The sequence below is a fragment of the Hydrogenophaga sp. genome (genome assembly GCF_011390835.1).
Classification (GTDB): domain Bacteria; phylum Pseudomonadota; class Gammaproteobacteria; order Burkholderiales; family Burkholderiaceae_C; genus Hydrogenophaga.
Map to the genome: position 1 here is coordinate 22,339 of NZ_JAABRQ010000020.1, position 12,209 is coordinate 34,547.

General features: G+C 63.8%; 13 protein-coding genes and 2 riboswitches. All 13 genes read right to left on the bottom strand.

All coding sequences use genetic code 11. The features are described from left to right. Positions 1-74: 74 nt before the first annotated feature. The 13 genes from GPT34_RS12670 to GPT34_RS12730 all read right to left on the bottom strand — a co-directional run bounded on the left by GPT34_RS12670 (position 75) and on the right by GPT34_RS12730 (position 11,188). Positions 75-926, bottom strand: a complete 852-nt coding sequence (locus tag GPT34_RS12670) for an urea amidolyase associated protein UAAP1 (protein WP_291012961.1) — start codon at positions 924-926, stop codon at positions 75-77. A gap of 19 nt (positions 927-945) precedes the next feature. Further along, entirely contained in the window at positions 946-1,806 is an 861-nt protein-coding gene (locus GPT34_RS12675) for an ABC transporter ATP-binding protein (protein WP_291012964.1), read from the bottom strand. 4 nt (positions 1,807-1,810) lie between these two features. Next, the gene (locus GPT34_RS12680) at positions 1,811-2,620 is read right to left on the bottom strand and encodes an ABC transporter permease (protein WP_291012966.1); all 810 of its coding nucleotides are present in this window, start codon (positions 2,618-2,620) and stop codon (positions 1,811-1,813) included. A gap of 166 nt (positions 2,621-2,786) precedes the next feature. Beyond that, a riboswitch (guanidine-I (ykkC/yxkD leader) is annotated at positions 2,787-2,897 on the bottom strand. A gap of 168 nt (positions 2,898-3,065) precedes the next feature. Further along, positions 3,066-3,233, bottom strand: a complete 168-nt coding sequence (locus tag GPT34_RS12685; protein WP_291012968.1) for a hypothetical protein — start codon at positions 3,231-3,233, stop codon at positions 3,066-3,068. A gap of 277 nt (positions 3,234-3,510) precedes the next feature. Beyond that, complete coding sequence (locus tag GPT34_RS12690) at positions 3,511-4,281, bottom strand: hypothetical protein (protein WP_291012970.1); 771 nt, start codon at positions 4,279-4,281, stop codon at positions 3,511-3,513. Further along, complete coding sequence (locus GPT34_RS12695) at positions 4,278-5,084, bottom strand: N-acyl homoserine lactonase family protein (RefSeq protein WP_291012972.1); 807 nt, start codon at positions 5,082-5,084, stop codon at positions 4,278-4,280. Before GPT34_RS12695 ends, GPT34_RS12690 begins: the two co-directional genes overlap by 4 nt. A 16-nt stretch (positions 5,085-5,100) precedes the next feature. Further along, positions 5,101-5,769: an isochorismatase family cysteine hydrolase gene (locus GPT34_RS12700; protein WP_291012975.1), complete on the bottom strand. Its 669-nt coding sequence runs from the start codon at positions 5,767-5,769 to the stop codon at positions 5,101-5,103. Further along, positions 5,766-6,560 carry a creatininase gene (locus GPT34_RS12705; protein WP_291012978.1) on the bottom strand — a complete coding sequence of 265 codons (795 nt, stop codon included), beginning with the start codon at positions 6,558-6,560 and terminating at the stop codon, positions 5,766-5,768. Before GPT34_RS12705 ends, GPT34_RS12700 begins: the two co-directional genes overlap by 4 nt. Next, positions 6,557-7,504, bottom strand: a complete 948-nt coding sequence (locus GPT34_RS12710) for a DMT family transporter (RefSeq protein ID WP_291012980.1) — start codon at positions 7,502-7,504, stop codon at positions 6,557-6,559. Before GPT34_RS12710 ends, GPT34_RS12705 begins: the two co-directional genes overlap by 4 nt. A 10-nt stretch (positions 7,505-7,514) precedes the next feature. Next, the gene (locus GPT34_RS12715; RefSeq protein WP_291012982.1) at positions 7,515-8,273 is read right to left on the bottom strand and encodes a 3-oxoacyl-ACP reductase family protein; all 759 of its coding nucleotides are present in this window, start codon (positions 8,271-8,273) and stop codon (positions 7,515-7,517) included. Further along, positions 8,270-9,049: an SDR family oxidoreductase gene (locus GPT34_RS12720; protein WP_291012984.1), complete on the bottom strand. Its 780-nt coding sequence runs from the start codon at positions 9,047-9,049 to the stop codon at positions 8,270-8,272. Before GPT34_RS12720 ends, GPT34_RS12715 begins: the two co-directional genes overlap by 4 nt. A 1-nt stretch (position 9,050) precedes the next feature. After that, complete coding sequence (locus tag GPT34_RS12725; protein ID WP_291012986.1) at positions 9,051-10,061, bottom strand: fatty acid desaturase; 1,011 nt, start codon at positions 10,059-10,061, stop codon at positions 9,051-9,053. Positions 10,062-10,159: 98 nt separating this feature from the next. After that, complete coding sequence (locus GPT34_RS12730; protein WP_291012989.1) at positions 10,160-11,188, bottom strand: ABC transporter substrate-binding protein; 1,029 nt, start codon at positions 11,186-11,188, stop codon at positions 10,160-10,162. Positions 11,189-11,237: 49 nt separating this feature from the next. Continuing rightward, positions 11,238-11,339, bottom strand: a riboswitch (guanidine-I (ykkC/yxkD leader). Positions 11,340-12,209: the final 870 nt, after the last annotated feature.

Consider the following 12,209-nt stretch of genomic DNA (forward strand, 5'->3'; position numbering starts at 1 on the left):
CGCCGGGCCACTGGCGGCAGCCCCTGCGGTAACGCGATCCGGTGTGAGGGTGGCGGTGTTCATTGGGGTGGTCCTCACAGGTACAGCATGTCCGTGTTGTGCAGGGCGCGCGCATTCTCGGGGCGGAAGGCGCGGCAGGCGTCGTTGGCCGGCGCAGCGCCGCAGCGCCAGGCCAGCAGGCCAACTTTTTTCGGCGCGTAGGCCGGACTGGGGTCTAGTGCGTGCGGTGCGCTGGAAACAGCCAGGATCACGTCCATGTCGAAGCGCAGCTCGACAAAGTCACCGGCCTGGCTGTGGTTGGCAGCAAAGGCGAAGCGGCCCTGCTCGTCCACGCTCACTTTGCTGAACAGGTTCACCGGTGCGACGAGGTCGCGCCGGGTAAGGCCGTATTTGCCGATCTCGATCAGCAGGCCGTCCTTGCCCGAGCGGTGCATGGCATTGCGTGCTTCGCCGTAGCGCTTCTCACCGTATTTTTCGGTCATCAGCTCGTTATCAAGCAGCGAACCCAGCGGGTCGTGCCAGCCAAGGTTGTCGGCGGTGAAGCTCGCCATGCTGCGGCCCATGTCGCTCATCAGCACATGGCCCTTCGAGTAGTGAGCCGTGTGCTGCGCCTTGAGCGAGTCGGGCATGTTGTAGCGCTCTAACTTCTCCAACGCCGAGTACATCACCAGGCTTAGGTTGGCGCCAGCGTCCAGCCCCACAAAGCGGATGGCACTGCCGCGTGGCATGCGCCAGCTCCAGTGGCTTCCACCCGGCAGGACTTCGCTCCACAGGGTGCGGGCGGTGTCCACGCCCGACAGCGCAGCCTGTGGAAAGCGTTGCCAGAAGACTGGAGCGTCGACGGGCGCTGCTTCTGGCGGATTGGGCAGGACAGTGGTCAGGGGGTCGGGCAGGTCGTTGACGGTCATGGCGCGCGAAGTGGTCATTTGCTGTTCTTCGAAGGGATCAGACGGCTTCAAGATGCTCATCGGTGGTGCCCTGCGCACCCGAGAGACGCTGCAGTTGCTCAAGGTCGGTCTTCATGCCCGATGTTTCTCGGATGCGGTCGAGAATCTCGCGCTTCAAACGAACGAACTCAGGTGCATGCTTGAGGTCCTGGGTACGCTGATCGCCGAAAGGCACCTCGTAGATCGTGTCGATGCGGCCGGGCCTTGGTGCCATCAGCACCACGCGATCGCCCAGGTAAATCGCTTCTTCGACGTCGTGCGTGACGAAGACGATGGTGGCCTTTTCCAGTTTGTGCACGTACCGGATGAGGTCGTGCATCACCTCGCGCGTCTGCGCGTCCAGCGCGCCAAATGGCTCGTCCATGAGCACGATGTCCGGCTTGCCCATGAGGGCGCGCGCGATCGCCACGCGCTGCTGCATGCCGCCAGAGAGCTGATTGGGCCAGGCACTACCCACGGCGGACAGGCCCATGAGGCGCAGCAGGGCGTCGGCACGGCCCGAAGCCGCTTCCACGTCGCTGGACGTGCGGTCCCTGGTGTGAGCGGCGAGTTGGCGGCAAAACTTGATGTTCTCGCTCACCGTCATCCACGGGTAGAGGCTGTAGTGCTGGAATACCATGGCGCGGTCGATGCCGGGGCCAGTCACCGCGCGGTCGTCCACGATGAGCTCGCCCGCGCTTTGAACCTCCAGGCCGCCGATGGTTCGCAGCAGCGTGGACTTGCCACAGCCCGAGGCACCGACGAACGTGACGAACTCGTTGGCGGGGATGTCCAGGTCGATGTGCTCCAGGGCATTCACGGCGGCGCCGTCGAAGTTCTTGGTCAGGCCACGGATGCTGATCTTGGTCGGGGTGGTCATGGTGTCAGCCTTTCAGGTAAAGCCAGGGGAAGGCGCGCCGGTGGCCCCAGCGGAAGAGCTGGTCGGTGATCAGTCCGATCAGGCCAATGATGATGATGCCGGCGAAGATGGTGTCGGTCTGCAGGAAGCGCTGCGCACGCAAGATGGCGTACCCCAGACCCGAATTGGCCGCGACCAGTTCGGCCACGACCAGATAGGTCCAGGCCCAGCCCATGGTGATTCGCAGCGTGTCCAGCAGCGCTGGCTTAGCGCTCGGAAAGATCACCTTCTCGATCAGCTCGCGGCGATTCGCGCCCATGGTCTGTGCGGCTTCTACCTGGGCCGCCGGCACCCGACGCACGTCTTCGGCCACCATCAGCACCATCTGGAAGAATGTGCCGATGAAGATGATGGCGATCTTGGCGCTTTCGTCGATGCCGACCCAGATCATCACCAGGGGAATGAACGCCACCGCCGGCATGTAGCGGATGAAGTCGGTGAGTGGCTCCAGCAGGGCCTGAACCGAGCGGTAGGAGCCGATCAGCAGGCCCAGCGGCAGCGCGATCACGGCCGACAGCAGAAAGCCCGTCACCACCCGGTAGATGCTGATGCCTGCATCGCCCAGGAGGTCGTTCTCGGTAGCCCAGAACCATGCCTTTTGCAGAACCTGCAGGGGCGCCGGCAGGAACGTGGAGTCCATGCCGCCCCAAGCTGAGAGCATGGCCCACAGCACGAGGGGCGTGATCAAGCCGGTGAGTGCGAGCACCCAGTAGGTGCGCCGGCTAATGGCTGCCCTGACCGTCCACAGGCGAGAGGGACGCTGGACGGATTTCAACAACTTACTCGCGGGTGCCTTGCCGGGTGCTCTGGTCCCCGACGCACGATTCGGCGCAGGAGCACGACCATCAGATGATGGGAGGGCAGCGGTGGGCACAAGAGGTTGTGTCATGCGAGTTCCAAAACAGAGAAAAAAAGCAAGGAGAGGCAGGTGCATACCTGGCATCTCCCGGGCTTTTGTCCCTCCGTGGAACCGCGCGATCGCGGCCGACTGCTCTCGGACCAGACGGTCTTGACGCTGATGGTCAAGACCCGGAACCCTAGCGGTCTTCAAGTCCAGCGCGGCAAATGTTCACAGCGCCTCTCTCTGGTACCTTGCTCAGCAAAATCAGTGCCAGTCCTGCTGGAGGGGGGGCACATCTTTCGCGCCCCGAAATGGGGCGATTCGATTCAATGTGCACCGAAAAGATGCGGTCGCGCCGGTTGGCAAAGGACTGCAGTGGTCACTTGCGCACATGCAGGCGGGTGAAGGCCCAAGTTGTCGACAACCAGCTGTCCAGCGCTTCACCCAGGTGATTTTTCAGTCCGCTGGCCGGGTCGTCGGTGCGGACCCAGAAAATCAGATCGGCCTCGTGCTCGGGCTGGCTGGTGGGAAACAGGTAGAGGCACACCAGTACCTGGTTATCAGTCCAGGCTGACCACGGTGTAGGTGTACCAGCTGCAGGTCTGGAATCCCTTCTGGTGCCAGGCAACGTCGATCAGGTGCTGCTTAAGGATGGGGTCCTCGCGCGGCCAGTCGCTACCGGGAAAAGGCCGAGCAGGTCGGTGCGGCTACTCATGACGGCGTCGTAGTCTTTCACCAGATCGTGGATGGTGAGCGGACGCACGCGCAGGCGCTGTGTCTCGAATCCGGCCGGGGTCGGACCTTAACTGGTTTCTAGGCATGCTTCATGGCTCGATCCCGCTCTGAGAGGCCACCCGCCATGGGGTGGGCATTTCCTCGCCAAACGCAACGACGGCTTCCCCCTGAACCCCCAATTCGAAGTGGAAAGGAAACACCTGATGTTCCAGCAGCGGCAGGGATGAGCACTCAATGGTCCAGATGCTATCTTTCAATCGCCCAAAGCTGATTTCCATCGCGAGCAGTGGGCCGGTCAGGAGCGGATGGCGGGCGAGCACTGTCGCGAGATCTTCGTCAGGAAGGGTGTCTTCGGGCCATGCGGTGCGCCGGGGACGTACGCGCACAAGGTGGCTGCCGGAGATCAGGATACGCTCGTTTGTCAGTTCCCCCGCCGCATCCAGGCCCAGCAGCACCAGTTGTCGCCCCACTGAGTCGGGCAACCGTTCCCAGACTTCGAGATACCGACCATGAATCCCGGTTTCGATGACCCGGTGCGATCCCTCGAACACCATGTGGCCGGCGTCCGGTGTGGAGCGAGCAGGCTGCAAGTCGACTTGCCGATGCCAGGTGCAGATCTCGGGCTGGTCGCCAAGGGCGGGCGTGATTTCGGTGACCCCGCAGAAGCCTTGCTGTTGTGCCAGACCGGTGGCTTCGGCCCTGTCGAGGTTGACGGGCACGCGAAGGTCGGCATGCCATTGGCTGGTTTGAAGCCATCGCACCCAGGTGGTGGTGTCCCGCCCTTCGGGCGTTTCCAGCAAGGTACGGGTCCACACGCCGTGGTAGCGGTCTGGGACCGGGTCAAACGCAGGTGTGCTCATGTGATCGGGATCGGAAACACTGGAAGGTTTCTGTAGAACGCCATGTCGTGGTTGGGCCAGAGCCAAGCGTCGGTGTCACGCGCCAGCGCCTTGAGCTTGCGTATGCTCTCCACCGCGAGCTGTTCCTGGTTCTGCCAGAGGCCGCCCGGTGCGATCTCGTCGTCGATGTTCTCCTGCAGGTCGGCCGCGTCGCCGGCCAGCAAGATCGGTCGTCCCTGCGGCAGCTCTACCCACAAGGACATGTGCCCGGCGGTGTGGCCGGGTGTGGTCACCGCCTGGACTCCGGGTGCGACCGCATATTCGCCGCGTTGCAGACGGAACTGCAGGGGGGTGCCGTCTTCGTCCAGCAGTTCATCCGCGAACACCACCGGGTCGTCGCCAGCCTTGGCCGCGGCCAGTTCGTCGTGTTGCAGATGGATCTCGGCACCGCATCCGCAGCGGCGCAGATCGCGCAGGCCACCAGCGTGATCGAAATGCAGATGACCGATGAAGATCAGGTCCACATCCTGGGGCGTGAGGCCCAGGCGGGCCAGATGGTACGGGATGCGCTGGTCCTCGCTCATCTCCGGCGCACCAAAAATGAAGGTCTCTGGGTCGTAGTGCCTGGCGCGCAAGATCGGGTCGGCAATCTTGCGGTGGTCGCAACCGACGTCGTAGAGAATTCGGCCGTTGCGGGTCTCGATCAGGTAGGCCAGGATGGGCGCGTCGATCATCTGTCCCTCGCCGCGGTGGCGTGTCGAGATCGACTTGTCGTAGCGGTGGGTGGCGGTCAGCAGCGGCCACAGTCGGGTTGCCGAAGTCATGGTCCGGTGAGGCTCCTTAGGGTGCGACCGGCTGCTGGACTTCCATCGCACTCACGCAGCGATGGGTGTCCCAGACCTGCCCGAAGATGCCGCCCTCCACGGCGATCATCGCCAGCGCGGGCGCCTGCAGCTCAGCCTGGCTGGCCGCCGTGGCATCGCCGATGGTGATGCATTCGAAGCCCCGGTCTACCGCCTCGCGCAGGGTCGAGTGCACACAGACTTCGGTGGTCACGCCGCAGAGCACGAGCCTACGGATGCCGAAGGCGTTGAGCAAGGGGGCGAGCGCGGTCATATGGAAGGCGCTGTAGCCCGGTTTGTCGATCACGTGTTCACCGGCTAACGGGCGCAGCGCGGGTACGAAGTCGTGGCCTTGTTCGCCGCGCACCAGCAGACGGCCCAGTGGCCCGGCACTGCCAATGGGTGCTCCCGCACTCACGCTGCGGGCCATCTTGACCGGCGGACAGTCCGACAGGTCGGGCAGGTGGCCTTCCCGCGTGTGAATCACCAGCAGGCCTGCTGCGCGGGCGGCACCCAGCAACCGCTGGACCTGACCCACCACGACCTGCATTCGCGCGATGTCCAGGCCAGCCTGGTGCGCGTAGCCGCCGGGGCTGCAGAAGTCTCGCTGCATGTCGATGACGACGAGCGCGGTGGTCGCGGGTTCGAGCTGAAGCGGATCGCTCATGGCGCGGGGCGGTTGAACCCGGTGCTGATGGCCTCTGCCATGCGGCGTGCGACTTCATTCGCTAGCAGTTTCCCCTTGGTGGCGTCTGCGCCACGCGCCGACGACAGCACACCCGAGGGAGGTACCCAGTCGGTGCGTGGCGGGTACATGTCGTAGGGCGGGAACTCGGCCGGACCATCGCCCGGCAGCAGATCCATGCGCACCAGACTGGGGTGGTGATGCAGCATCATCGAGGTCTCGAGTACCGCCGCGTGCTCGAGCGCGAAGCCGGGAAAGCCATCGGGGAACACGTCACCCAGCGTCTCGGGCGTCATGAAGTCCCAGTACTCCAGGCGCATCACCTGCAGCACACAGGCGGCATCGGCTGCGCGGGCGTCGCGCAGGCCGAGGTCGATGCCTTCGATCAGGAACCACTGGTTTTCGTAGTGGCCGTTGACCACGACGAGCTTGTCCACCCCATGGCGTGCAAACTCGCGGACCGCGTCTCGCACCTGCCCGATCAGCGTGGCCGCGTCGACACTGGTGGTACCGCAAAAGTGCTGCCCTCCGCCGCACTTGGGTTGCGACTTGTAGCCGTAGCTCAGGGTCGGCGCGACCAGCCCGCGGACCTGGGCCGCGGTGTCGGCGGCCACGGCGCTGGCCAGTAGGCCGTCGGTGCCCAGGGGCAGGTGTGGACCGTGCTGCTCCAGCGCACCGACCGGCAGCAACACCGGCGGCTGCTCGGTCCGGATTCGGTGCTGGTAGTCGATCCAGGACAGCTGGTTCATCCAGAGGGTGGGGGTGGTGCTCATGGCGTGCGGGTTCCGGTGGCGGCAATGGGGGGGGGAACGGGTTCGTTGGCTGGGGGGAGCAGGGCCTCGGCCAGTGCGGCCACGGCGATCAGCGCGCCGCCGGCCCAACCGAGGGGCGTGAGGCGCTCACCACCAAAGGCGATGGCGCTTCCCACCGCGACGACGAGTTCGGCCAGAAGGATCACGCCGGCGCGGCTGCTCTCCAAGTGGCTCACGCCATATTGCCAGGTCACGGTGGCGAGCAGCATCCAGCCAAAGCCGTAAGCCAGAAGAGCCAGCCACAGCAGCGGACCGATGCTGGCCAGGACATCCGGGAGCGCACGGCCGGTGAGCCCTGTCGCAATTGCCGAGAGCAGTCCGCAGCCGATGAAGACAGCGAAGGTCTTGGTGCGCAGCGGCACGCGGTGGGCCGCGCGCGCAATGACGTTGTTGGCGGCAAACGCGAAGCCGGCCGATAGCGAGAGTGCATCGACCCAGGTGAAGGCCAGCACCTCAGCGCCGCCGATTCCCGGTCCGCCCAGCACCAGCCACAGACCCACGATGGCGCCAGCCACCGCCACCCAGCGCGCGGGTGGGATCCGCTCCTTCAGGAACAACCAGCCACCGAGCACCGACCACACCGGCGAGAGGTAGAACAGGAACATCACCCGCGCCACGTCGCCCAGCATGATGGCGTTGACGAAGGACGTATTGGCCCAGCCGCCCACCACGACGAGCGTCAGCACCAGACCCCACTGGGCGCGCCATGCGGCACGATCTCGCCAGAGCAGTGCTGTCGCGAGCACGCCCACCGAACCGTATGTCAGCAAGGACACTTGGGGACCGCTAAGACCCTGGGCGATGAAGCCCTTCAGCGGTATCCAGGTCAGGCCCCAGAGAGTGGCGGAGAACAGCAGAACGCCAGTTGCCAAGCGGTCGGTGGGGCTGTCTGGCAGCAGGTTCATGGGCTGTTCTTCAGGGCATGACCGAGCCGCCGTTCGGGCCCAGCACCTGCCCACAGTAAAAGCGCGAGAGGTCCGATGCCAGGAACAGCGCCGTGGCAGCGATCTCCTGGGCCTCGCCCAGCCGGTGCAGCGGGATGTCCAGCTCTTTCTCCATCCACTCAGGACTCATCTGCTCCAACGACACCATGGCCGTGGCTACGGCGCCGGGTGCAATGGCATTGACGCGAATGGTGGGCGCGAACTCCTGCGCCAGCGATTTGGTCAGGCCGATCACGCCGGCCTTGGCGGTGCAGTAGGGCGCGAACTGCGCGCGCCCGGTGATGCCGAGATCGGATGCGATGTTGACGATCACCCCGCTGCCCTGCGCCACCATACCTGGCAGCACGGCGCGGCACATGAGAAACACCGAGCCGAGGTCGGTGGCTATCATGCGCTGCCAGTCGGCGTCGGTTGTGTCGAGGAAGGGCTTCTCTTGCAGGATGCCGGCGTTGTTGACCAGCACATGGATGTGGCCCACGCTCTGCAGCGCTTCCATAACCAGCCGTTTCGCGTCAACCGGATCGCTCACGTCGGCGCTGATGGCCAGCGCCTGGCCGCCTAGGGCTTCGATGGCATGCACCACCGCGGCAGCATCTTCAGGCTGGTTCCAGTGGTTGACCACCACGCGCGCACCCGCCTGCGCAAACAGCAGGGCTGTGGCCCGACCGATGCCGGTGGCCGCTCCGGTGATCAGCGCGGTCTGGCCCGCCAGTGACAGGGAAACGCTCATGCCATCACCTCGCCATGGCTCGCCACGATGCATTGGCCTGTCAGCGATCGGGCACCGCTGCTGGCGAGAAAAAGGAAAACGCCAGCAATGTCAGCGGGGGAGAGCATGCCGGGCAGAGCCTGGCGCGAAAGGATCTCTCGCTCGACTTCGGCCTCGCTGCGGCCTTGCTCCTGCGCCATGGCGGCGAGCGAGCGCAGCGCGGCCTCGGTGCGGACCCAGCCGGGGCAGACCGCGTTCACGCGGATGCCGCGTGGACCCAGCTCCAGGGCCAGCGAACGCGTGAGGCCCACCACCGCGTGCTTGCTGGCGACATAGGCCGAAAAGCCGGACACGCCGATGCGGCCCCAGATGGAAGACTGGTTGATGACGCTGGCGCCACTGGGCAGCAGCGGCAACAGCGCTTGCGTGAGCCGAACCATGGAGGTGACGTTGTTGTCGAGCAAGCTAGCCCAGCGGTCCATGGCATCGGGCGCGGCGTCCATCAGCGGCGTGGGGTACTCCGTGCCGGCGTTGTTCACCAGCACGTCGAGCGTGCCCCATTGGTCGCGCACCTGCGTGGCCACGGTGGCCACCTGTGCGGCGTTGCCGAGGTCGCACTCGGCCGCCTTGGCGCCGAGTTCGCTGGCCAGTGCCTGCAGGGCGCTCCCGGTGCGGTCGAGCAGCATCAGCCGGGCGCCCTGTGCGGCAAAGGCTCGCGCCAGGCCATCACCAATTCCACCCGCCGCGCCCGTGATGAGCACGGTCTTGTCTTGCAGGCCGTAGCTTACGGAGGACATGTCAGACGGCGGTGAGGAACGACACGCCGACAGCACCCAGAAAACCATCGGCGCGATGAGGTGTGCCGGGTGGCTGCACCTCGCCGTAATTGCTGGCCAGCACACGTTTGACGCGGTTGATGTGGAAGCTGCGCAGCAGTTCGCCCACAGTGATCACCTGCGCGTAGTTGTCGGGGTAGAGCTCGCGGTGGAACGCGGGCAGGCGGTACCACGGCGCGGTGGGCCGCTCGTGGTGGGCGTTGTGGAAGCCGAAGTTGAGCCACACCATGTTGAACCACTTCGCGTCCAGGCTCACCACGTCGCTGTAGGTATTGGCCTGCTCGTAGGCGCGGTCACGCACTTTGTCCTTGGGGATGGGCGTTTCGTCCAGGATGGGGTAGGCGTCGTAGGTGTGCTGGAAGCAGTCGGCAAAGCGCAGTACGGTGATGAAGACAAGGAAGGCCACGCCATACAGCACAAGCGCCTTGAGCGACCACCAGCCGAGCAAGGCGAGGGCAGCGATGCGCAACACGGCGGTACCCACGACGCGCAAGCGTGCTGACTTCTTCTGCTCGCTTATGAAGGGCATGGCCATCACGTAGCCGCGCATGACGAACTCCACCGCAGGGATGTAGGCCCATTCCAGCGCGAGCACCACACGGCGCACGAGAGGGTGGGCGCGCAGGAAAGCCTGAGAATCGAAGGTGATGACGTCGGCTCGTTCGACATGGTGGCGCATGTGTTTGCGGCGCATGTCGGCAAAGCTGGCGTAGCAGCTGCCGTTGATCCAGCTCATGAGGGTGCCCCAGCGCTCGTTGGCCTGGGGCGTGCGGAAGATGGCGTTGTGCGCGAATTCGTGGATAAAGTAGGCCGACCACACCAGCGTTTGTGCCACCAGCAGCACACCCAGTGCGTTTAGGAGCCAGCTCGTCTGCCCCAGCAGGGCAATGCCCGCAGGCCAACCTAGCACGGTGAGGCTGATGGCGGCGATATTCGGCCACACGCCGTCCTCGTATCGGAAAACCGGTTTCATGAAAATGCCTTCTGTAGTGATCGCTGTCGATGCCGGTTTCGGCAAACCGCATCAGCGCACCAGCGCCCGCGCGGGCACCGGTGCGCCTGTCTCAAGGATTACTTGAGTGCCTTGACCAGGCTGGCGTCGAAGGTCGCCTCGGTCGCCGGGATTGTGGTGATCTGACCCTTGGCCTTGAGCAGTTGCGCAATGATCTCGCCGCTGGCGTAGTAGGAGGTGGTCTCCTTGGCGGGCAGGAAAGCCTTTGGCATCTCGGCCTTGGGGATGTTGTAGACGCCGGAGAGCTGTTCCTTCACTTCGACGGCCGACACACCCATGAACTTGCCGATGATCTTGTTGGCCTCGTCGGGCTTGGCCTTCATGTAGGCAAGACCATCCAGATAGGCCTTCATGATGCCGGTGATTTCCGCTGGCTTGGCCTTGATGACCTTGTCGTCGAACACCAGCACATCGGCAATCAGCCCCGGCGCATCCTTGGAGGAAAACACCACCTTGAATTTCTTACCGCCACCCTGGCTGAGGATCTGCGACAAGCTCGGCTCGTAGGTCACGCCAATAGGCAGCTGGCCCGATGCCATGGCGGCGGGAACAGCCTCTGGCGTCATGCTGACAGGACTGATGTCTTTCTCGCCCAGTCCATTGATCTTGAGCGCATAAGAGAGCAAAAAGTCGCTGGGTGACAGCGGGTTGTAGCCCACCTTTTTGCCCTTGAAGTCGGTGACCTTGCTGATGCTGGCGTCGGCCACGATGGCGTCACCGCCATTGGAGTAGTCGATTGGCATGACCACTTTCATGTTGCGACCAGCCGCGACCTGACCTACCACTTGGTCGTACGTCAGCATGCCGCCATCCACGGCGCCCGACGAGATGGCTGCTGGGATCAGCGCTGGGTCGTTGAAGACCTGCAGCGAGACTTTGAGGTTGTATTTCTTATAGAGGTCGAGTGCTTCGGCAACGTAGAAAGGACCGTACCCGATCCACACCACGGTGGCGATTTTGAGCTGCGCGGGTGTTTGCGCAATGGCGGGTGCCAGCGCCAATGAGAGTGCCAGGCCCAGAGCCGGCTTGAGGAAGTGGTTGCGCCGCGAAGAAGGGCTGACGCAGGTGGGGGGACAAGCTTTTTTCATGGGGGCTCCGAGGTTGGTGAGGACATGCAGGAAGATCGATCAGCGATCGTTCTCCCGGGCTTTTGTCCCTCCGTGGAGCCTGCGATGAGGCCGGCACACTCTCGGACCAGACACTGCCGTGCAGACAGTCGGAACCCTAGTGCACCTGTGCGGTTGAGGAAACCGTGCGAATCACGGATCTCTCTTCTTGCCCCAATGATGTGAGCAGAAAGCGTGCCAGGCTGATCTTCCAACCTTTTGCGGTCCCCGCGGCTGAATCGCACCAAAATGCGACATCTTGTCCAACCATCAACCGCTCAAGCCGTGCCATCTGCGCGTTATTGGTGCGTCTGTGCCGCTTTGATCGAGACCCGACGGCCGCTTCTTTGGGCTGTGCAACGCGAGCCAGTGACATCCTGGTTTTCGCTCGGGATCCGGCAGGTGGTTGTTCTGCCTTGAGCATTGAGGGCTCAGTGAGATGAACCTTTAGAAGTCCGGAGACTGCAGGGTCAAGCGTTGATAAACGACTCGCGCTCAGCGTGCTGATAGAAGTGCAGATGGCATTCAACATTCATTTAGCTCGACGGTGGATGGTGCGATCAGCGATATTTGAAGTCGACTCTTCAAGCGTGTACTTGGGCCGTAACAGGTTGATCGTCCGCTTTAGGCAGGTTGTGCGCGTGTCGGCTTAGTGTCGGCACCGCAAGTTCAGGTGGAAAAGAAGCAGTCGGCGGTGTCGCGCGGTCTGCCTAGCCCCCTCCTGTGCTGCAATGCCTTTTACAACTGCCGTTCGGACCGTCGCCTGTCGCTGGGCACAGCTGCCGCTTGGTGCCAGTTAGAGTGAGTGCATTCGCCGCTGGCGACAGGCTCCAACCGCTGCATTTCGGCCACTCAGATCACATCAGACATCGACTGCTGAGCGTCGAATCGGTCTGCTGCACGGAGTCTGCTTGCCAGAAGCGAGATGGTTGGTAGATCGGGGCGCCACCACCCTTCCGAAAATTCAGAACTCAGTGAGGCGAGTTCGGAGAAATTCAGGACT